The sequence below is a fragment of the Micromonospora sp. WMMA1923 genome, assembly GCF_049179195.1.
Lineage (GTDB): Bacteria > Actinomycetota > Actinomycetes > Mycobacteriales > Micromonosporaceae > Micromonospora > Micromonospora yangpuensis.
Window position 1 is genome coordinate 6,411,797 of the sequence record NZ_JBMHLZ010000001.1, and the last position, 20,540, is coordinate 6,432,336.

Consider the following 20,540-nt stretch of genomic DNA (forward strand, 5'->3'; position numbering starts at 1 on the left):
GACGGCCGGACCGGGTCACCGGTCCGGCCGCCCCCGGCGTGGTGCGGTCAGTTGTCGAGCGGCTTGATCCAGATGTTGCGGTACTGGACCGGGTCGCCGTGGTCCTGGAGCCGGATCGCACCCGTGGCGGGGCCCTCGGGCCGGCTGCCACCGGTCGGGCCGAGGATCTCCACGTCGTCGTGGACCAGCACGCCGTTCCAGGTCACCGTGACCCGGGGGTTGGCGACCTTGGCGCCGGCCGCGTCGTAGCGGGCCTGCCGGTACTCGATGACGTACGTCTGCCAGGTCTCCGGCGGCCGGGCCGCGTTCACGTCCGGCGCCTTCTGGGTGTAGATGGCGGCGGCGTCGTTGGTCTTCGGCACGGCGATGCCGAACGAGTCGAGCACCTGGATCTCGTACCGGTCCTGCAGGTACACCCCGCTGTTGGCGCGGGCCTGGCCGGTCACCTCCGGTGGGTAGAGCGGCAGCTTGAACTCCACGTGCAGGCGGAAGTCGCCGAAGGCCTGCACCGTCCGCAGGTCACCGTTGCGGACCGTCATGGCGTTACCGGCGACCGTCCACTCCGGTTCGCGTCCGTCGGTGTGCTGCCACTCGGTGAGGTCACCGCCGTCGAAGAGGGTGATCCGCTCACCGCGTGGCCGGACGGCGAGCACGTCGAGGTTGACGTGCCCGGAGTCGGCGGCCTCCTTGCGGTACTCCACCACGTTGTGTCCCCGCCTGAGCCGGGCCTTGGTGGTGACGGTGCCCCACTCCTGCCAGGTCACCGTGGAGGGGAAGACGGTCTGCTCGACGCGCTTGCCGTTGACGTACAGGCTCAGCTGTTTGACGCCGGAGTAGGGGTTCGGGCCGTTGCTGTAGCGCATCGCCAGGTCGTAGTTGCCGGCCTCGGTCACGTCGACGGAGATCCGGGTGGACGAGCCGTCGTTGGCGAATCCGGCGGCGAAGCCGGCACCGGAGTAGGCCGGGTGGTCGGTGGCCATCCCGACCCCGACGGTACGGCCCTCCTCGGCCTCGAAGAAGGTCTGCGGCTGCACCACCCGGCCGGGGATCTCGTTGAGCGTGTACCAAGCCTCGGTGTTCCAGAGTTCCGCGCCGTCGGTGGCGGAGAACGGGCGCGGGGAGCGTACGTGCACCACCCGGTTCTCCTTCAGGCCGGCGATCTTCAGCCGGACGGTGCGACCGTTGGCCGCCAGCACCGCCTTGGTCACCCGCAACGTCTCCTGGTCGAGCTTGGGACCGCCGTACTGGCTGGTCGCGCCGTAGCGCCACTGCGTCACCTGGTACGCCTCGGCGAGCCGCTGCGCGGTCTCCGGACTCAGCGGCCTGGTGTACTCCAGGTCGAACCCGCCGGCCGTGGCCCGCATCTGCTTGACCTCGAAGACCGAGGTGCCGTTGGGGGTCAGCTTCTGCAGGCCGTACCGGAGTTTGCCCTCCTGCCCCCAGTTGCCGCCGGCCCCCAGGCCCCCCAGGTAGAGCGCGCCGTCGGGGCCGAGGGTCACCTCGTTGACGCCGGCCTCCAGGCCCTGGGTGTGCCGGAACACCGCGCCCTGGTACTGCCCCTCGACCTCGTCCAGGAAGACCCGTTGCAGACCGCCGTAGGTCACGTCGCCGACGACCAGTTGCCCCGCGTACGGGCCCTGCTCCAACAGCACCGGAGTGGAGGGCGAGTTGGCGATCTCGTTCTGCGGGAGCCACACCACGGGCCGGGTCACCGGCTTGTCGTCGAACGGGCCGGCCGGCGTGGTGTAGTGGTTGTAGAACGCCCCCTGCTGGATCTGCACCAGTTTGGACGCGGGCAGCCAGCCGCCCTGGTTGTCGGTGACGAAGACCTCGCCGCGCGGGCCCCAGCCGATCCCGTTGGGGGTACGCAGCCCGCCGGCGACGTACGAGATCTTGCCGGTCCGGGCGTTGACCTTGATCGAGGTGCCCCGGTTCGGTGCCGGCTGCGGCACCGTGGTGGCCCCACCCTGGTTGATCGCCACCGACAGGTTGAGGTGGAAGAACCCGTCCCGGTAGAGCAGGCCGAACGCGAACTCGTGGAAGTTGCCGCCCCAGGGCCAGGTGGCGACGGTACGCCGGTCGTCGGCCACCCCGTCGCCGTCGGTGTCGCGCAGGGCGGTCAGCTCGTGCTTCTGGCTGACGTAGACGGTGCCGTCGACCACCGCGACGCCCTGGGGCTCGCGCAGCCCGTCGGCGAACCGGCGGTAGGTCACCTTGCCGGGGTCGGTCTGGCCGGTGACGCCCTCGGCGACGTAGATCTCGCCGGTCGGGTTCTCGGCGCTGCCCCAGGTGGAGAGGACCAGGGCGCCGTCGGGGCGGAACGCCATCCCGGTGACCTGTGGTTCGAAGCCGTCGGGACGCAGCTCCGTCAGGGTGTAGCCGGGGTGCACCCGGTCCAGTGGCAGACCGTCGCCGGCCGAGTCGGTGGCCCCCTCGCAGTACTTCCAGCCCGGCGCGGTGACCCGGACGACGCCGGCGTCGGTGCTCAACGCGGAGGTCGGCACCAGCTCGAAGTTGGCGGCACCGGGCCGACGCCATTCCAGCCGCAGCACCTGGCCGCCGGTGTTGTCGAAGAACTCGACGCGCAGCGGGTGCAGGCCGGCGGCGAGGGTGACCGTGCCCTCCTTGGCGGTCTCGCCGTGCCGCCCGTCGTGGTCGACGACGAGCTGGTCGCCGATGGTCAGCCGGGAGCCGTCGTCGCTGGTCAGCCGGAACGTGTAGCTGCCCTCGACGGGCGTGGTGAGGTTGCCGGTGACGTGGCTGATGAACCGGTCGGTGAGCCCGAACTCGTCGGTGCTCGTCCAGTTGATCTGCGGCATGAGCTTGTCGACGTTCGGCGTCTGCGCGGGTTTGAGGGTGCAGAGTGCCGAGAGCGCGGTGCCCATGTCGTACGAGCGCAGGGTGACCCCGGGCTCCTGGGGCGGGACGTCGGCGGTGGTGGTGGGGGCGGCGGTGGCGGGTGCGGCGAGGGCGGTGGCGAGCAGGGTCGCCATCGCGGTGCCTGCGGCCACGAGCGCGGGTCGGCGCTGCCAGCGCCGCCGGCTCGGTCCGGTCATGGTTCCTCCTGTGGTGGTGGAGTCCGCGCAAGATCGATCGCTTGGGTCATCACTTTAGACCAAAGAATGGAAACTTTTACATGTCTGAGCAGAAGTCGTTTGCCGGCAGCGGGCCAAGGCATTGACAGTTATCGAGACAAGGAATACATTCGCGTCGATCAGGAAGCTTCTGCACCTCGCCGCACTCGCGAATGGTCCGCCTTCGTCGTGCCGTGGGAGCGCTCCCGGTTACCGTCGTCGCGCCTGGCGACAGGCGTGCCACCACCATTTCCGGAGGGCCACAGCAGCGATGAGAAGCGTCAAGAGAAGACTCAAGGTCAGGACCGCCGGGGTGGCGGTCGGTGCCACGCTCCTGGCCTCGGCCGGGGTCGCGGTGGCCCTGCCGGCCGGTGCGGCCGCCGCCGGCTGCTCGGTACGGTACGCCGTGTCGTCGCAGTGGCAGGGCGGCTTCGGTGCCGACGTCACCATCACCAACCTCGGTGACCCGGTCAGCGGCTGGACGCTCACCTGGGACTACAGCGCCGGCCAGCGGGTCGCCGAGGCGTGGAACACCACCCTGAGCCAGAGCGGTGCCACGGTCACCGCCCGCAACGTCAGCTACAACGGTGCGATCGCCACCAACGGCACCGCCTCGTTCGGCTTCAACGGCTCGTGGTCGGGCAGCAACCCGGCCCCGACCAGCTTCGCCCTCAACGGGGTCACCTGCACCGGCGGCACCGCACCCACCACGCCACCCACGACGCCCCCCACCACGCCGCCCACCAACCCGCCGACCGGGCCGGCGGACATCACGGTCAACACCGGCACCCGGTACCAGACGGTCGACGGGTTCGGGGCCGCGCATTCGATCTGGGGCAGCGCCTGGTCCACGGCGGAGACCCAGACCCTGGTCGGGCTCGGTGCCAACCAGCTCGGGCTCTCCATCGTGCGGACCGGCATCTCACCGGTCTCCGGTGAGTGGGCGACCCACGTCAACTCGCTGAAGACGGCGAAGTCGGCCGGGTCGGGGGTGAAGATCCTCGCCTCGCCGTGGACGGCGCCGGCGTCGTTCAAGACCAACAACAGTCGGGTCAACGGCGGCAAGCTCAAGACCGACTACTACGACGACTACGCCAACCACCTGAACAGCTACGTCCAGTACATGCGCAACCAGGGCGTGCCGATCGACGTCACCTCGGTGCAGAACGAGCCGGACTGGCACCCGGACTACGACTCGATGGACTGGAGCGGCACCGAGCTGCGCAACTGGGTACGCGACCAGGGCGCGAAGGTGCAGAACACCAAACTGATGGTCGCCGAGGCGGTGAACCTGAACTACGGCTACACCGACCCGACCCTCAACGACACCACCGCGCGCAACAACATCGGCTACATCGGTGGCCACCTGTACGGCACCGAGGGGGCCGGCCGGCTGCGCTCGTACCCGCTGGCCGACCAGCACAACAAGCCGGTCTGGATGACCGAGTGGAACCTGCACGCCGCCGACGGCAACGGCTCCAACATCTGGGGCAACCCGGCCAACCAGACGGTCTGGAACGAGACGCTCGACGACATCATGCGTACCGTGCACCGGTCGATGGAGGCCAACTGGACCGCCTACATCTGGTGGTACGGCAAGCGCTACTACTCCTTCATCGGCGACGGTGAGGCGGCCTTCGGCACCACCGCCGGCGCACCGCTCAAGCGCGGGTACGCGTTCTCGCAGTACAGCAAGTACGTCCGCCCCGGCTACCAGCGGGTCGCCCTGTCGAAGAGCTCCAAGGCCTCGCCGCTGGAGGTGACCGCCTACACCGGCGGCGGGAAGACCACCCTGGTGATCCTCAACCGGTCGACGAGCGCGGTCAACAACGCGGTCATCCAGGTGCCGCAGAACATCAGCCGGGCCGAGCACTACCTGACCTCGGTGAACGCCAACGCGGCCAGCCAACCGGTGAGCGTCAACGGCGGCCAGGTGAGCGTCAACGTGGGCGCCCGCAGCATCTCCACGGTCGTGCTCACCCCCTGAGCCGGGTCCACGCCGACCGCGGACGGGTACGACCGGTAGGTCCGTACCCGTCCGCCGGTCCGGTCAGCGGCTGCGCTCGACGACGTAGTCGGTCAGGTCGAGCAGGAACCGGCCGTCCTCGGTGTCGGCGGCCGGGCCGAGGGCCCGCTCTCCCTCGGCCCGGGCGGCGGCGGCCAGTTCGCGGGCGCTGCACCGGGCGGACTCCACACAGTGGTAGGCGAGCAGTCTCCGGTGCAACCAGCGCACCTCCGACGCCGTCCGCTCGGCCCGGGTCCGGCCCAGGAAGCTGACCAGCCGTTCGCGCTCCTGGCCGGTACAGCGCCGCAGGAAGTCGATCAGAATCAACGTGCGCTTGCCCTCCCACAGATCACCCGCGATCTCCTTGCCGTACCGGGCGTAGTCCCCGACGAGGTTGAGCGCGTCGTCCTGGATCTGGAACGCGGCACCGAGATACCAGCCGTACCGGTCGAGCACGTCGACCGCGTCGGGCCGCCCGGTGGCGACGAGGATCCCGGTACGACACGGGTAGATGCAGGTGTACCAGGAGGTCTTCTTCAGGCACATCCGGTAGTAGTCGTCCGCGTCGAGGTCACACACGTTGTCCCGGATCCAGCCGACCTCGATCGCCTGCCCCTCCACCGAGTGCCGCAGCATGAGCTGGGTCTCCTCGAACAGCCGCCAGGAGACCTGCGAGCCCAGGGCCTGCCGGTTGGCGGCCAGCCGTTGCAGCGCGAGCAGATTCGTCATGTTGCCGACGTTGAGGGCGACGCCGACGCCGTACTCGCCGTGCAGGGTCCGTGCCCCGCGCCGCTGCTCACTCTGGTCCTGGATGTCGTCGTGGATGAGGAACGCGTTGTGGAACAGTTCCACGGTCACCGCGGCGTTGAGCCCCACCGCCGGCGTACCGCCGAAGGCCCGGCAGGCCGCCAGGCAGAGCGCGGCGCGCAGCCCCTTGCCCCACCGGCGCGGGTACTCGGCCACCAGGTCGTAGAGGTAGCGGGGTCCGCCCGTGGGCACGTCGGCCAGGAGCGTGTCGATGGTCAGGGTGCGGTAGTGCGCCAGCGTCCGGGTGACGTGGTCCTGGCCCGCACCGGTGGGCGGCACCGCAGGCCTACGTGTCCGACGGCGCGGACCGCTGCGGACCCGGCGGCGGGACCCGGTCGACCAGCCCGTTGGCCAGGTCGGGAACCAGTCGCGCGAGGTTGAGTACGCCGTCGAGCACCTCGTGCGCGTCCGAGGTGTACCGGCGGACGACCTCACCGCGCCGGTCGTCGGCCATCTTCAGTTGCCCGACGACGGTGTCGATCAGCGCGTGCCCGTCGGCCCGTACCCGGGTGACCAGCTCGTCGAACGCCTCGGGGTCCACCCTGCGGTCGGCGCTCAGTTTCTCCTCCAGACGGCGCGCGCTGGCGATGCCCGCCGCGAGCTCCTCCTCCAGCACGGATGCCGCGTGGGTCACGGTCTCGGAAGCCTCCTCGGCTACCTTCTCGAAACGCTCGTTGCCCTGCTCAGGTCGGTTCTTCTCCATGGCTGAAGTGTTGGTGGGGCGACACACCCCGGGTAGGGATGTGTCGCCATGGTGACTCGGAGTGGTCGGTCGGCTCAGCGCAGGGTGGCGACGACCGCCTCGGTCGCCTCGGCGATCAGCGTGTCCGCCGAGGGCGCGTCCGGCACTCCCCGGTCGGAGAGGACGGCGATGATCAGCGGCGCGCCGGTGGGGGGCCAGACCACCGCGATGTCGTTGCGGGTGCCGTACCCGCCGCTGCCGGTCTTGTCGCCGACCTGCCACCCGGCGGGGATCCCGGCCCGGATGTACGGGTCGCCCGTGGTGTTGCCGATCAGCAGGTCGATCAGCTTCTGTCGCCTCGGCGCGGGCAGCACGTCGCCGAGAGCGAACGCGCGCAGGTCGGTGGCGAGGGCGCGGGGCGTGCTGGTGTCCCGGGGGTCGCCCGGCGTGGCTTCGTTCAGCGTCGGTTCGTTCCGGTTGGTGTTCGTGGTCCGGTCGCCGATCTTCCGCAGCTCCCGTTGCAGACCCTTCGGACCGCCGATCTCTTCGAGCAGCAGGTTGGCCGCGGTGTTGTCGCTGTACTGCACGTTGGCGGCGATGAGATCCTCGATCGACATGCCGGTGGCCACGTGCTTCGAGGTGATCGGCGCCCATTCCAGCAGGTCGGCCTCGGTGTACCGGATGTCGCGACGCAGGTCGGCGTCGGAGAGGCGGCGCAGCAGCACCCCGGCCAGCAGGGCCTTGAACGTCGAGGCGTGCGCGAACCGCTCGTCGGCGCGGTGGGTGACGGTCCGGCCGGTTCCGGTGTCGATCGCGTAGACGCCCAGTCGGGCGCCGAACTGTCGCTCGAGCTCACTGAAGTGCCGGTTCTCGGAGGTTGACACCTCGACCGTCGACCCGGAGATCGCATTCGTCGGGACCGGCGAGGAGGCGACGGGGCCCGTGCCGCAACCGCTCAACAGAACGGCGACGAGGACCGACGACAACGCCGACACCCTGGTACGTCGGAAAGCAGTAGTCATGCGTTCGAGCTTGCTGCTCCGGACACATGCCGTCAAAGACGCCAATGACGTTTTCCATGCTGTTCTGGCATAGTTGCAGGTCATGGACCTGATCGGAGCCTGTCGGGTGTTCGTACACGTCGGTGAACGAGGCAGCTTCACCCTCGGTGCCGCAGCCGCCCGGGTGCCGCAGCCGGTGGCGAGCCGGCGGATCGCCGCCCTGGAGCGACGCTTCGGTGAACGGTTGTTCGACCGGGCCGCCCGGCGGGCCGTCCTGACCACGTTCGGGCGGGACCTGCTGCCACCGGCGAAACGGCTTGTCGAACTGGCCGACGCGTTGGACGACGACGTCGAGCGGGCGAAGCTGCGGCCACTGGCCGTGGCGCTGCCGGAAACCTGTCCCGTCCGGCAGTTGGCCCTGCTGGACGCGGCCGCCCGTGCTCAGGGCGCGATCCTCGACTTCCTACCGGCCGGGCCGTCGGCCCGCGCCGAGCTGCTCAGGTCCGGGCGGGCCCGGGCGGCTCTGGTCGCCGTGGTGCCGGACGAGGCGACCTGGGTGACGCCGCTCGGGGTGGCCTCGGCCCACGACGACGACCGGCGCCCGCTGCACATCGGGACGCTCAGGCCGGGCCGGGGGCGGCAGTCGTCACGCCGGATCTGGATCCAACCCGAGGACGACGTCGCGCACGTCCGGGACCGGTTGGTCCAGATCGGCCATCGGGCCGCGCTCGCACCCGCCCAGATCGCGGTCGCCGCGACCCTCACCGCTGCGGTCTCCGACGTCATCCGGACGACCAACCTGCTGCTCTGCCCGGCCGCTCAGGCGGACGAGCTGGGGCTGCGCTGGCGTTCGGTGGCCGGCGACCCGGTCGCCCGTGGCTACGGGGTCGCCGCGGTGACCGAGGTCGACGCCGACCGGCTCCGGGGTGGGCTCCACGAGCAGGTGGGCCGTTGCCTGGCCGCCTCCGGGGCCGCCCGATGACCTCCGCCGACCGGTTCGTGGCGACCCTGCGCCGACAACTGGCCGACGCGGGGCTGTCCGGCTCGTTCCTGGTCCGGAACCTGGCGGACGGTGCGGAGATCGGCATCGAGGCCGACCTGGTGTACCCGGTCGCGTCCCTGGTCAAGGTGCCGCTGGCGGTGGCCGTGCTGAACCGGGTCGAGGACGGGCGTATCGACGGAGCCACGATGATCGACGTCGAACCGGGCCGGGTCGCGACGGCCGGCCCGATGGGGCTCACCAAGTTCCGGCACCCGGTGCGGATCGCCGTGGACGACCTGCTCTACCTCAGTACCGCGGTCAGCGACAACACCGCAGCCGACGCGCTCTTCGCCCTGGTTCCGCCGGCCGAGGTCAACCGGGCCCTGCGCGACGCGGGGATCGCCGGCATCGCCGTCCGGCACCTGCTGCGTGACCTCGTCGAGACGCCCACCGAACGGTTCGAACCGGCGGAGGTGCACCTCGCGCACTCGGTGGCGATCGGCGCACAGACCTCGCGGGGCGGGCACGCCGTGCCGCAGCTGGACGTGAGCCGGGCCAACACCGGCACCGCCCGCGCCTTCGTCGACCTGCTCGAAGCCCTCTGGGTCCCGTCGCGGATCGCGCCGGGCGTGGCCGCGCGTACCCGGTCGTTGATGGCTGACAACGTCGTCCGCCACCGCCTGACGCCCGACTTCGTCTCGGACGCCGCGAGGTGGTCGGCGAAGACCGGCACGCTGCTCAACCTGCGGCACGAGGTCGGCGTGGTCGAGCACGACGACGGCGGGGTGTTCGCGGTCGCCGCGTTCACCGCCTCCACCGTGCCGGCCTCGGCCCAACCGGCGGCCGAGGCGACGATGGGGCAGGTCGCCCGCGCCCTGCACGACCACCTCCGGGCCCGCTGAGGCCGGTGCCTGGAGGGCCGGACCGGCAGACGGCCGCGGTCGGCCGGGTGTCATCGGCGCGAGGACGGGTAGCCGGCGAGGGTGAGACCGACCAGCAGAGCCCTGATCGCCGGCGCGGCCGGTGCCTCCGCGTTGAACGCCGTCACCTACCTGGACATGGCGGTACGGGCCCGGCCGGCCAGCAGCGCCGCGGAGGACAGCGTCGCCCGCCTCGCCGACCTGGCCCACGTCGATCTCGGTGACCGGCAGACGGGCGGGAACCGGAGGGCCGGGCTCGGCCCGTTGCTCGGGTACGTGACCTCGGTCGCCGCCGCCGGCGGGTACGTCGCGGCCGGCGGCCGCCGGCTGCCCACCGCCGTGTCGGCGCTGGCGCTGACCGGGCTGGCCATGATCGCCTCGAACGGGCCGCTGACCGCGCTGCGGGTCACCGATCCACGCTCCTGGTCGGCGACCGACTGGGCCACCGACCTCGTGCCGCACCTGGCCTACGGCGTGGTCACCGCCGTCGCCCTGCGGGCGCTGCGCTGACCGCACGGCTGGCCTGGTCCGCGCCGGTCACCCCTCGGGCAGGTGGCGCATGGTGCGCAGCGGGGGAAGTGCTGGGCACCTAGCCTGATCGGTTTGCCGGAGGTCCCGAGTGACCCTGGGGGCGTACGTAGCTCCCGGGGCCGCTCCGTGTCGCGCTCCAGGATCCCCCGTCAGCCCTGGTCGTCCTCGTCTGCCGGCGGCCGGGGCTGGCGGTGCTCGGCGATCCACGCCTCTACCTCGACGGCCAGCCAGACCTTGGTGGCTTTCAGCTCCTGGTAGGGCCTGGGGAACGAGGGGCGCAAGGCGATCTGCTGGAACCGCGAGCGGGAGACGCCGAGTCGTTGGCAGATCTCCCACGGCCCCATCAGTTCACCCGGTCCCTTGCCCATGGTCTGAACGTAAGAACAGGTTCATCTCCCCGCGTGTAGATCCTCGATCGGGGGTCCCCACATTGACAGGGGGGTAGCTGACGGTGTGTGATTGGTGACGCGGTACCCCCGGCCCGGTGGAGCGGGGCTCGGCGGGTCAGGGTGCCGCACAGAACCCGAGGTCAGACCCGGAAAGGTAACCCCGAATGCGGCAGACACAGCGACCGGATCCGAGGCCATGAGCTGTCGACGGCTGCCACGGCTGATCCGCCTGGCCTGGTACGTACTCGACTACCACCGGCACCACCGGTGTCCGGCTTGCCGCCCCGACGTTCGGTGCCCGAACGTCGTGGTGGCCCGAGCCCGGATCACCGCCTGGCGTCGGTCCGGCTCGTGAAACTCGACCTCAGGGCCGGCGACATCCTGCACATCACCCGGGCCTGCAGCGTGCAGTTCGGCGTGCCGATCTTCTTCCGGCTCATCCGCGTGCTGGACCTTCAGACCTACTGCGGTTGGGTGTGGCTGGACGGTTACGAGTTGGACAGCGCGGGCGACGCCACGAGGCGGCGGGAGATATTCGTCAGGGTCGAGGGCATCCGGCGCATGGCGATGCCCGGCCGGTCCACCCCCGCCCAGCGGTCCCAGCCGGTTGACCGGGAGATCACCCGCCGGGTAGGGCTGCGGGGAGTGCCCCGGTGAATGTCACAGCCTGCTCCTAGTCTCACCACCATGACGACGACGCAGACCCGTACGCTGGCCGTTCCCGGCGTCGACCTGGTCTATGACGTGCGCGGGCCGCTGCCGCCGGCGGATGGCCGGCCCGTCCTGCTGATGATCGGCCAGCCGATGACGGCGGAGGGCTTCGAGGCGCTCGCGGCCCACTTCACCGACCGCACGGTGGTCACCTACGACCCGCGCGGCCTGGGTCGCAGCATCCGCACGGACGGCCGGTCCGACCACACCCCACAGCAGCAGGCGGCCGATCTCCACCTGTTGATCGGGGCGCTCGACGCCGGTCCGGTCGACGTCTTCGCCAGCAGCGGCGGCGCGGTGACCGGGCTCGAACTGGTCGCGGCCTACCCCGGTGACGTCGGCACGCTGGTCGCGCACGAGCCGCCGATCAACGCCGTGCTGCCCGATGGCGCCGGCGCCGAACGCGCCCAGGCCGCTTGCTTCGACGCGTACCAGGCGAACGGCACCGGCGCGGGGATGGCCGCGTTCGTCGCGATGACATCCTGGCAGGGCGAGTTCACCGAGGACTACTTCGCCCAACCCACGCCCGACCCGGCGATGTTCGGGATGTCGGCCGAGGACGACGGCACCCGCGACGACCCGCTGCTGTCGAAGAGCTCGCAGGCGATCACCGACTACCACCCGGATACGGGCCGACTGACCGCGGCACCGACCCGGATCGTGGTTGCCGTCGGCGAGGAGTCGGCCGGGACGTACACCGCGCGGACGGCCGCCGGCCTCGCGGACCTACTCGGCCAGCGGGCCACGGTGTTCCCGAGCCACCATGGCGGCTTCCTCGACGGCCGGTTCGGTTACGCGGGCAAGCCCGAGGAGTTCGCCGCGAGGCTGCGCGAGGTGCTGGCCACCGACTGACCGCCGACGGCCGGCGCGGCCGTCGGCGGACCGCGGCTGGCCAGGGCGACCGGCGGGGGTGCCGACGACGGCCGTCGCCGGCGTCCGGCGGGCCGCCGGCAGTGACCGTCGTAGGTAGAATCCGATCGTGGTCCGTGAGTACGACACGCAGCTCGTCGAGTCGGTCGCGGTTCGTCGTGCGCGGATGCGGGAGCTGCTGCTCTGGGGCGGGCAACGGCGGATTCGCGCCACCGGCGACGGGCTCAGGTGGCTACGGATCGGGCTCGTGTTGGCGGCGGTGGCCTGCGCCGGTTGTGTGGGCTGGTCCTTCCTCCGCGGGGTCGTCGCCGACCAGCAGCGGGCGCGTGCCGCGGTGCCGGTCCAGCCGGCGAGTGCCGTGGTGCCGGCTAAGCCGGCGGGTGCCGTGGTGCCGGTCCAGCTGGCGGGGCCACGATGACCCGGCAGCCGGCACCGACGGCGGCCGGGCAGCTCAGCCGGGTGACCCTGGTCGGGCCGCGCCGGGGGGTCGACCTGGTCCTGCCCGCGGACGAGCCGGTCGGGCTGTTGCTGCCGGAGATCGTGCCGATGGTGGGGCACCCGGCGGCGGACGACTCGCGGGGCTACCAGATCAGCACCCTCGACGGCCGGGTGCTCGATCCGGCCGGCAGTCTGCGGGCGGCCGACGTGCTCGACGGCGCGCTGCTCCGGGTCGACCCGATCGCCGCGGCGCCGCCGGCGGCGACCGTGTACGACGTCTCCGACGAGGTCGGCGACGACCTCGCCCGCCGGGGCGGCACGTGGGACGACACCGCCCGGGCGTGGACCGCCACCCTCACCTGCCTGGTCGCCGCCACGGTGGCGGCGGTGCTCGTGGCGCCGCGACTCGGGACACCGGTGACCGGCCTGGCCGGCGGCGCGGTCGCGCTGGCCGGCCTCCTGCTCGGGCTGCGGGGCCGACGGTCCGTCGCGGTGGCGGTGCTGGTCAGCGGAGCCGCCATGGTGTTGAGCACGGTGCCGGGCTGGGCCGACGACCACACGGTCCGGTGGGCGTCCTGGGTGGCCGGCCTCGGCTGTACCGTGCTCGCCCTGGGTGCCGTGACGGGCAACCGGCGGGCCGGGGTTCTCGGTGGCGGGACCGTGCTGGTGCTGGTCACGGGCTGGAGCGTGCCGCTGCTGCTCGGCGTGCCCGCCGAACGGGTCGCCGCCGTACTGGCGGTCGGGTCCGTGGGACTGCTGGGGTTGCTGCCACGGGCCGCGATGATCACGTCGGGGCTCACCCGCCTCGACGACCAGCGCAGCAACGACGAGCCGGTGAGTCGCGTCGCGGTGCGGGCCGCGGTCGACTCGGCGCACCGGGGGCTGGCCGTCGCGGCCCTGGCGACGGCGGCGTCGGCGACGCTCGGCGGGCTCGTCCTGGCGGCGGCCGCGGGCCGGTGGACGTGGGTGCTCGCGGTTCTGGTGGCTGCCGCGCTGCTGCTGCGGATGCGGGCGTTCCCGCTGACCGTCGAGGTGGTGGCGTTGGTGGCCGGTGCGTTGGCGGTCCTGGGTGGCCTGCTGGCCCGCTGGGTGCAGGCCTCGCCCGGCACGTGGTGGGGCGCCGCGGTCGGTGCGCTGGTCGTCTGCGCGGTGGCCCTGGTGATCCTGGCCCACCGGCCGGCGCCGCACGTGCGGGCCCGGGCCCGGCAGTACGCCGACCGCGTCGAGGCGCTGACCGTGCTGGCGTTGGTGCCCGTCGCGGTAGGGGTGTTCGGGCTCTACTCGCGACTTCTCGAATCGTTCTGACGGAGGCGGTGGGATGAGCACCACGTCGGTCGCGGCCGGGCCGGACGACGTGCCGATCGCGCGGACGGTCGCCGCCGGCGACCCGTCGTTGCTGCGGGCGTGGCACACCGTCAGCCGGATGTTCGCCGGCACGCGGGCCACCCGGGAGCTGGCCGAGCTGGCCACCACCGTGCAGGCGCCGGTGCACACCGGCCGGCGGATCGCGGTGGCCTCGGTGCACGGCGGGGCGGGCAAGTCGACAGTGGCTGCGTTGCTCGCGTCGGTGTTCGCGGTGCGCCGGCCCGACGCCGTGCTCGCCGCCGACGCCGACCCGTACGAGGGCTCGCTCACCTGGCGGCTGGGTGCGCCGAGCCGACCGACGCTGGACCGGCTGGCACCGGAGCTGCTCGCGGCCCGTGGCGGTGACCTGCGGACGTTCGGGTCGCTCCTGCCGCGTACCGGAACGGGGTTGTGGTTGTTGCCCGGTGGTGCCGCCGACGCGAACCTGTGCACCGAGGTGACGCGGGCGCTGTCCCGGCTCTTCGCCATCGCGGTCACCGACTGCCGGTCGACGCTGGAGTCCCCCGGTACGGCGCCGGCCGCCGCCGACGCGCACGCGGTGGTGCTCTGTGCCGCGGCGACCCCGGATGGGGTCCGCGCCACCTACCGCACGCTGCGTCGGATCGTCGACACCGGGTACGCCTCGTGGCTGTCGCGGGTGGTGGTCGTGCTGAGCGCCGGCAGCCGCGACGGCCGCGCCGCGCTGCGCGCCGGTGCCGCCCGGGAGCTGATCGAGCAGACCGGCGTGCCCGTGGTGACGCTGCCGTACGACCGGCACCTGGCCGGTGGGGCGCTCATCACCCCGTCGCGGATCGCAGAACGCACGCTCGTCGAGGCGACCCGCGCCGCCGGGCTGGCCCTGGCCTGTGCCAAGCGGATGTGACGGGAGAGCGGCGGGATGACGACGCGCATCGTGCACCGCCCGGCCCGGGTGGTGCGCCCGGTGTCCACCCTGGAGCCGGTCCTGCTGGAACCGCCACCGCAACTGCCCGACGGCAGGTCCACCTCGGGCCTGCAATCGCTGCTGCCGATGGCCGGCGCGGGGGTGGCGATGAGCATGATGATGTTCCTGCGCGGCTCCGGCTTCGCCGCCCTGGGCGCGGTCGTGATGGTCGTCGCGCTGGCCGCCGCCGCGGCCATGTACCTCACCCAGCTCGGCCGGGCCGGTCGCCAGCGCCGGGGCAGACGCGAGCGGTACCAGGACCGGCTGGAGGAGCTGCGCGAGCGGCTGCGGGCCGACGAGCAGCGGCTGCAGGAGCAGGGGAACCTGCTCGATCCCCCGGTCATCCGGCTGCTCGACGTGATCCGCAGCCCGGCCCGGTTGTGGGAGCGCCGCCGTACCGACGTCGACTTCCTCCGGGTCCGGGTGGGCTCGGGTGCCCTGCCCGTCCGACCGGTCCGGTTGCGTGAGGAGAGCAGCTCCACCGAGCCGCCCGATCCCTTCATGCGGCAGGAGGCACAGTCGCTGATCCGCCGTTTCGAGCGGACCCCGGGCCTGCCGTTGCGGGTGGACCTGGACTGTGCCGGCGACGTCAGCGTGATCGCGCGCGACCACGACGAGGCGGTCGCCCTCGCCGGCGCGATCCTCGTGCAGGTCGCCGCGTTCCACGCCCCCGACGACGTGACGATCGCGATCGTCACCACGGCGCAGCGGGCCCCGACCTGGCGCTGGGCGCGCTGGCTGCCGCACCTGCTCGACCGCGCCTCGATCGGCCCGTCCGGCCCGACCCCGCTGCTGGTCACCAGCGTGCAGACGCTCGCCGAGCTGCTCGGCGCGGAGCTGGAGGTACGAGCCGACGCCGCGCTCAAGGCGCTGCGCCACTCCGCGGGGCGCACCGGGGCGCGGACGCGCCCCCGGCTGCTGGTCGTCGACGACGCGTACGGCGAGGTCGCCGGGGTCCTGCCGAGCCCCGATCCGCTCGTCGACCTGGGCCACCTCGGCGTCACCGTGGTGCACCTGCTCGCCGACCGGCTGCACGAACCCGGTGAGGTCACCCGACGGATCACCGTCGACGGCGGCCGGCTCACCCTGGAGGAGCGCACCGCCTCGCCGCCGGTGACCGTGCACGGCACGGTGGACGAGGTGCCGATGCCGCTGGTCGAGGGGCTGGCCCGGGCGATCGCACCGCTGCGGCTCTCCGCCGACTCCTACGACGACGGCACCGGCACCCCGCCGGCGGACTTCCCGGACCTGCTCGGCCTGACCGACCCCGCGCACCTGGACCTGGCCACGCTGTGGCGGCCGCGCAGCGAGCGCGACTTCCTGCGGGTCCCGATCGGGGTCGACACCGCGGGCCGCCCGGTGCTGCTCGACCTCAAGGAGGCCGCCCAGCTCGGCATGGGCCCGCACGGGCTGTGCGTGGGCGCGACCGGCTCCGGCAAGAGCGAGTTGCTGCGGACGCTCGTGCTGGCGCTGGCCGCGAGCCACCCGCCGGAGCAGTTGGCGATGGTGCTCGTCGACTACAAGGGCGGGGCGACCTTCGCCCCCTTCACCGAGCTGCCGCACATCTGCGGGCTGATCACCAACCTGGTCGCCGACGCGGCGCTGGTGGACCGGATGTACACCAGCCTGGACGGCGAGGTGCAGCGTCGCCAGCAGCTGCTCGCCGACGCCGGCCGGGTCACCGACATCACCGAGTACCACCTGCGCCGGGCGGCGCAGGGCGAGCAGACCACCCTGCCTGCCCTACCGCACCTGCTGGTGCTCATCGACGAGTTCGGCGAGTTGCTGGCGGCCAGGTCGGACTTCATCGACCTGTTCCTGCGGATCGGCCGGATCGGCCGGTCGATCGGGGTGCACCTGCTGCTGTCGAGCCAGCGGATCGAGCAGGGCAAGATGCGCGGGCTGGAGAACTACCTGGCCTACCGCCTCGGCCTGCGCACGTTGAGCGAGATGGAGTCACGCACCGTCCTCGACACGCCCGACGCGTTCCACCTCCCGCCGTTACCCGGTAACGGCTACCTGAAGGTCGACACGTCGATCTACCAGCGCTTCAAGGCCGCCTACGTGTCCGGCCCGCTGCGCGAGGGCACCGAGGCCGAACTCGCCCCGATCGTCGGTCCGCTGGTCAAGCCGATGCCGCTGACCGGCACCGTACCCGCCGACGCCGACACCTCCGAGGTGCCGAAACCGACCAGGCGCACCACCGGCCCGACCCTGCTCTCCACAGTGGTCGATCAGCTGGCGGCGGGCGGTCGACGGGTCCCGGCGATCTGGCTGCCGCCGCTGCCCCCCGCGCTCACCCTCGACCAGGCCGCCGGTGGGATCTCCGACAGCCCGCAGGGGCTCCGCCTGGGGGCCGCCCGCCCGGCCGGTCCCGGGCTGCCCGTACCACTGGGCCGGCAGGACGACCCGGCCCGCCAGGCCCAGGGGCCCTGGCTGGTCGACCTGGCCGGCCGGGGCGGCAACCTGCTCGTCCTCGGCGGGCCCGGCACCGGCAAGACGACGACGCTGCGCACGCTCGCCCTCGGTCTGGCCACCAGCCACCGCCCGACGGAGGTCGGCGTCTACGGCATCGACCTGCTGGGCAACGGGCTGTCGGGCCTGGCCGGGCTGCCGCACGTCGGCGGCGTCGCCAGCCGGGACGACCGGGAACGGGTCCGCCGCACCGTCGACGAGGTGCACGCGATGTTCGTCCGGCGCCAGCGCGTCTTCCGGCAGCACCAGTTCGACACGGTCGACGACCTGCGGGCCGCCGACGACCGGGTGCGGGCCGAGGTCGGCGGCGTCGACGTGGTGCTGCTGATCGACGGGTACGGCCAGCTCAACGCCGAGTTCGAGAGCCTCGAACCCGCGGTGCACGACCTGCTCGCCCGGGGTTCCCGCTACGGCGTCCACGTGGTCGCCACCGCCCGACGGTGGAACGAGGTGCGCGCCGCCCAGCAGGTCGCCTTCGCCAACCGGGTCGAGCTGCGGCTCACCGAGCCGGCCGAGTCGAGCATCGACGGCAAGCTGGCCCGGGGGATTCCGCCCGAGCCACCCGGCCGGGCCCTGACCAGCGACAAGTTGTACGCGCAGGTCGCCCTCCCGCGCCTCGACGGGCTGCCGGACCCCGGCAACGCCGGCCTGGTCGCGGCAGCCGAGCTGGTCCGGGCGTCGTGGACGGGCGCGCTGCCGCCACCGGTACGGGTGCTTCCCGCGGTGCTGCCCGTGGCCGATCTCGCCGACATCCCGGCCGGTCACGGGGTGGTGCCGTTCGGCCGGTTCGAGAGCGACTTCACGCCCGCCGTACTCGACCTCTTCGGTCGCGACCAGCACCTGCTCGTCCTCGGCGATCCCCGGACCGGCAAGACGAACCTGCTGCGGTTGGTTGCCGAGGAGCTGATGGCGCAGTACACCGAAGACGAGCTGGTGTTCGCGGTCTTCGATCCGCGCCGCGGCCTCGCCGACGTGGTGCCGGAGTCCTACCGTGGGGGATATGCCCCGAACCCGACGCTCGCCCAGCGGTTGTCCGCCGCGGTCTGTCAGGAGCTCGCCAAACGGGAGCCGTCCGAGCCGGCGCGCCCCCGCATTGTGCTGCTCGTCGACGACTACGACATCCTCGCCGCCTCCGCCACCCAGCCCCTCGGCGCGTTCGTGCCGTACGTGGCGGCCGGCCGGGACACCGGCCTGCACGTGGTGATGGCCCGACGGGTGGCCGGCGCCTCGCGCGGCCTGTTCGAACCCTTCCCGCTCAGTGTCCGCGAGGCCGGCTGCCTGAGCCTGCTCATGTCCGGTGACCGCACCGAGGGGCAGCTGTTCGCCGGGGTACGGCCGACGGTCCTGCCGGTGGGCCGCGCGCAGCTCATCCGCCCCGGCGAAGCCCCGCGCATGGTGCAGACCGCCCACACCGGGCAGCAGTGATGACGTACGACATGGTCGCCCTCTGCCGGGCCGAGCCCGACGCGGCCGCGCTGCTGGGCGCGCTGCTCGCCGCCGGGCCCGACCTGAAGCTGGCCACGGTCGAGGCGGCCGGGCTGGTGCAGCTCTTCGACCCCGGCGACGGGCGGCTGCTGCTGACCGTGGAGACCACCCGCCTGGTACGGGTACCGGGCGAGACCGAGCGGCTGCTCGGTGTCGCCCTCGATGACTCCTTCGACGGTCGGGTCTGGTGGGTGGAGTGCCGGGCCCCGGACGGCGACCCACGGGCCGCCGAGACGGGACGCCGGTTCACCGCGGAGCTGGTGGCGATCACGGGAGGGCTGACATGGGCGAGCCGTTGACCGGCCCGACCGACACGATCACCGACCGGGCGGTGGTGCTGCACCAGGACCGTCCGGTGGTCGGCCTCGCCCCCTGGCTCGCGGAAGCCGCGGTCGACGCGGTCCGGGACGGGCTGTTGCTCCAGGTCGTCACGCCGGCGGACGGCTTCGTCACGTATCCGCTCGAGATGATGCTGGCGCAGGCCCGGGGGCAGTGGGTGGTACGCGGCGGTGACCACTACCGCGACGGGCTCACCGGCCTGCCGCTGCGGTGGGACGGCCGCCGATTCTCGCCCGCCGACGGCTCCCGGCCCACCGGCCCGCCGCCGGCCGCCGACCCGTGGACCGGCGGCCTGGAGATCCAGATCGTCACCCTGCACCCGGCCACCGAGGCACTGGAACTCGGCGCCAGCACCGAGGTCGCCGTGCGTGCCCTCACCGGCGACGCCCCGGCCGGGTGGGGCGTGGCCGAGCCGGTCAGCGAAGGGTGGTCGCGTCGCGACCTCACCTCGTTCTGCCGTACGCGCGCACCCGCGCCCACCAGCCTGACGATTGTCGGCGGCGAGCGGGGCTCGGCGGTGCTCGGGGTGCTGACGATCGAACGGGTCGACACCGGGGTCCGGGAACAGCTCCGGCTGGCCGGCCCCCCGCTGCCGGCGGTAGGTGAGGCGGCGGTGGAGGCGCTCGCCGGGACGCTGGCGGGTACCGCCCGCAGCGTCATCGTGGCCGTGCACCCGGGGCGGACGAACGGACTCCGATCGAGCAGGCCCAGCCTGCCGGCGCTGCCCTGGGGCATTCTCGTCGGCCAGCGGGGGAACGCTCCGCACTCCGTACCCGAGGTTGTCCCGGGCCGGGCCATGGGCCGGGGTGCCCGTCGTGCGTGGTGGTACCGACTGGACCGCGGCCCGGGTGCGCCGTACGAGACCCTCACCGCGGTCCTGCGCGGCTACGGCCTGGACGAACCTCGGTGATCCGGCCGCCGTCCGGCGCGTCAGCCCGCCGGCGACGGACCGCCGGTGGCTACCGGGTGTGCTGGGCCGCCGGCTCGCTCACCGGGCGGGCGCCCCGCTCGCGGCGGGCGATCGACCAGTAGTCGCCGAACTCCGGGACGGGTTCCCAGTTGTCCGCGACGGGCACGTCGTCGTACTCGTAGGTGTCCTTCATCCGTTCGACGTGGTCCATGACGATCCGCTGGACGTACCCGTCGGGGCGGAACGACAGCTCCTCGACCTTCGTCGCCTCGCTCTGGCGGAGCTTGGGGTCGTCGTTGGGATATTCCCACAACATGACCGTACGCAGGAACAGGCGCTCGTCGTCGTCGGCCTTGACGAACCAGTACTTCAGGTTCTGGCGGCCGTGCTGGTCCCGGAACGTCACCGAGATGGTGTCGGTCTGCCCGGAGACGGTCACCAGCACCGGCTGGCGGCTCCCCCGGGGGCGAAGGGCGGCGATGAACTGTTCACCCGCGGCATCGCGGCCACGGGCCTCGTCCTCGCTCAGAGCGACCCCGACCCGGTTGCGGCGCACGTTCCACGAGTGGCAGTACTCGATCTCGCCGGGCTCGCTCATCGGCGACTCCTTTCCGTTGCGCTACTCGGGCGCTGC

The 20,540-nt window shown here is 72.5% G+C and carries 18 protein-coding genes; 12 read left to right on the forward strand and 6 right to left on the reverse strand.

The features are described from left to right. Nucleotides 1-47 precede the first annotated feature (47 nt). Nucleotides 48-3,056, reverse strand: a complete 3,009-nt coding sequence (locus tag ACN28G_RS29230) for a family 16 glycoside hydrolase (RefSeq protein WP_421480815.1) — start codon at nt 3,054-3,056, stop codon at nt 48-50. A 289-nt stretch (nt 3,057-3,345) separates the two neighbouring features. Between ACN28G_RS29230 and ACN28G_RS29235 the strand changes: the two genes are divergently transcribed. Further along, entirely contained in the window at nt 3,346-5,061 is a 1,716-nt protein-coding gene (locus tag ACN28G_RS29235; protein ID WP_421480816.1) for a cellulose binding domain-containing protein, read from the forward strand. Between the two features lie 63 nt (nt 5,062-5,124). Here ACN28G_RS29235 and ACN28G_RS29240 read toward each other — a convergent pair whose 3' ends face one another. From ACN28G_RS29240 to bla, 3 genes are all read right to left on the reverse strand, one after another. After that, on the reverse strand, nt 5,125-6,165 hold the full coding sequence (locus tag ACN28G_RS29240; protein ID WP_421480817.1) for a polyprenyl synthetase family protein: 1,041 nt from the start codon (nt 6,163-6,165) through the stop codon (nt 5,125-5,127). Nucleotides 6,166-6,172: 7 nt separating this feature from the next. Further along, nucleotides 6,173-6,589 (reverse strand): hypothetical protein, encoded by a 417-nt coding sequence (locus ACN28G_RS29245; protein WP_091433957.1) that lies wholly within the window; start codon nt 6,587-6,589, stop codon nt 6,173-6,175. Nucleotides 6,590-6,663: 74 nt separating this feature from the next. Further along, nucleotides 6,664-7,590 carry a class A beta-lactamase gene (gene bla / locus ACN28G_RS29250; RefSeq protein ID WP_421480818.1) on the reverse strand — a complete coding sequence of 309 codons (927 nt, stop codon included), beginning with the start codon at nt 7,588-7,590 and terminating at the stop codon, nt 6,664-6,666. Between the two features lie 82 nt (nt 7,591-7,672). Between bla and ACN28G_RS29255 the strand changes: the two genes are divergently transcribed. From ACN28G_RS29255 to ACN28G_RS29265, 3 genes are all read left to right on the forward strand, one after another. Beyond that, complete coding sequence (locus tag ACN28G_RS29255) at nt 7,673-8,551, forward strand: LysR family transcriptional regulator (protein WP_421480819.1); 879 nt, start codon at nt 7,673-7,675, stop codon at nt 8,549-8,551. Beyond that, a complete protein-coding gene (locus ACN28G_RS29260; RefSeq protein ID WP_091433962.1) occupies nt 8,548-9,453 on the forward strand; it encodes a serine hydrolase in 906 nt (301 codons plus the stop codon). The genes ACN28G_RS29255 and ACN28G_RS29260 overlap by 4 nt, the downstream gene beginning before the upstream one ends. 81 nt (nt 9,454-9,534) lie before the next feature. Next, on the forward strand, nt 9,535-9,981 hold the full coding sequence (locus ACN28G_RS29265; RefSeq protein WP_091433964.1) for a hypothetical protein: 447 nt from the start codon (nt 9,535-9,537) through the stop codon (nt 9,979-9,981). 170 nt (nt 9,982-10,151) lie between these two features. Here ACN28G_RS29265 and ACN28G_RS29270 read toward each other — a convergent pair whose 3' ends face one another. Next, entirely contained in the window at nt 10,152-10,370 is a 219-nt protein-coding gene (locus ACN28G_RS29270) for a helix-turn-helix transcriptional regulator (protein WP_217628766.1), read from the reverse strand. Nucleotides 10,371-10,742: 372 nt separating this feature from the next. On the opposite strand from ACN28G_RS29270, the gene ACN28G_RS29275 reads away from it, so the two are divergent. From ACN28G_RS29275 to ACN28G_RS29310, 8 genes are all read left to right on the forward strand, one after another. Further along, entirely contained in the window at nt 10,743-11,048 is a 306-nt protein-coding gene (locus tag ACN28G_RS29275) for a hypothetical protein (RefSeq protein WP_421480820.1), read from the forward strand. Between the two features lie 30 nt (nt 11,049-11,078). After that, nucleotides 11,079-11,954, forward strand: a complete 876-nt coding sequence (locus ACN28G_RS29280; protein ID WP_421480821.1) for an alpha/beta fold hydrolase — start codon at nt 11,079-11,081, stop codon at nt 11,952-11,954. A gap of 127 nt (nt 11,955-12,081) precedes the next feature. Then, on the forward strand, nt 12,082-12,390 hold the full coding sequence (locus ACN28G_RS29285) for a hypothetical protein (protein ID WP_421480822.1): 309 nt from the start codon (nt 12,082-12,084) through the stop codon (nt 12,388-12,390). After that, nucleotides 12,387-13,715, forward strand: coding sequence for a type VII secretion integral membrane protein EccD (eccD, locus tag ACN28G_RS29290; RefSeq protein WP_421480823.1), 1,329 nt, complete (start codon nt 12,387-12,389; stop codon nt 13,713-13,715). The genes ACN28G_RS29285 and eccD overlap by 4 nt, the downstream gene beginning before the upstream one ends. A gap of 13 nt (nt 13,716-13,728) precedes the next feature. Further along, nucleotides 13,729-14,637 (forward strand): hypothetical protein, encoded by a 909-nt coding sequence (locus tag ACN28G_RS29295; RefSeq protein ID WP_421480824.1) that lies wholly within the window; start codon nt 13,729-13,731, stop codon nt 14,635-14,637. A gap of 15 nt (nt 14,638-14,652) precedes the next feature. Continuing rightward, nucleotides 14,653-18,597: a type VII secretion protein EccCa gene (eccCa, locus tag ACN28G_RS29300; protein WP_421480825.1), complete on the forward strand. Its 3,945-nt coding sequence runs from the start codon at nt 14,653-14,655 to the stop codon at nt 18,595-18,597. Next, nucleotides 18,597-18,956, forward strand: a complete 360-nt coding sequence (locus tag ACN28G_RS29305) for a hypothetical protein (protein ID WP_421480826.1) — start codon at nt 18,597-18,599, stop codon at nt 18,954-18,956. Before eccCa ends, ACN28G_RS29305 begins: the two co-directional genes overlap by 1 nt. Continuing rightward, nucleotides 18,941-19,906 (forward strand): DUF6177 family protein, encoded by a 966-nt coding sequence (locus tag ACN28G_RS29310; RefSeq protein WP_421480827.1) that lies wholly within the window; start codon nt 18,941-18,943, stop codon nt 19,904-19,906. Before ACN28G_RS29305 ends, ACN28G_RS29310 begins: the two co-directional genes overlap by 16 nt. A gap of 49 nt (nt 19,907-19,955) precedes the next feature. Here ACN28G_RS29310 and ACN28G_RS29315 read toward each other — a convergent pair whose 3' ends face one another. Then, the gene (locus ACN28G_RS29315) at nt 19,956-20,504 is read right to left on the reverse strand and encodes a hypothetical protein (protein ID WP_421480828.1); all 549 of its coding nucleotides are present in this window, start codon (nt 20,502-20,504) and stop codon (nt 19,956-19,958) included. Between the last annotated feature and the right edge of the window lie 36 nt (nt 20,505-20,540).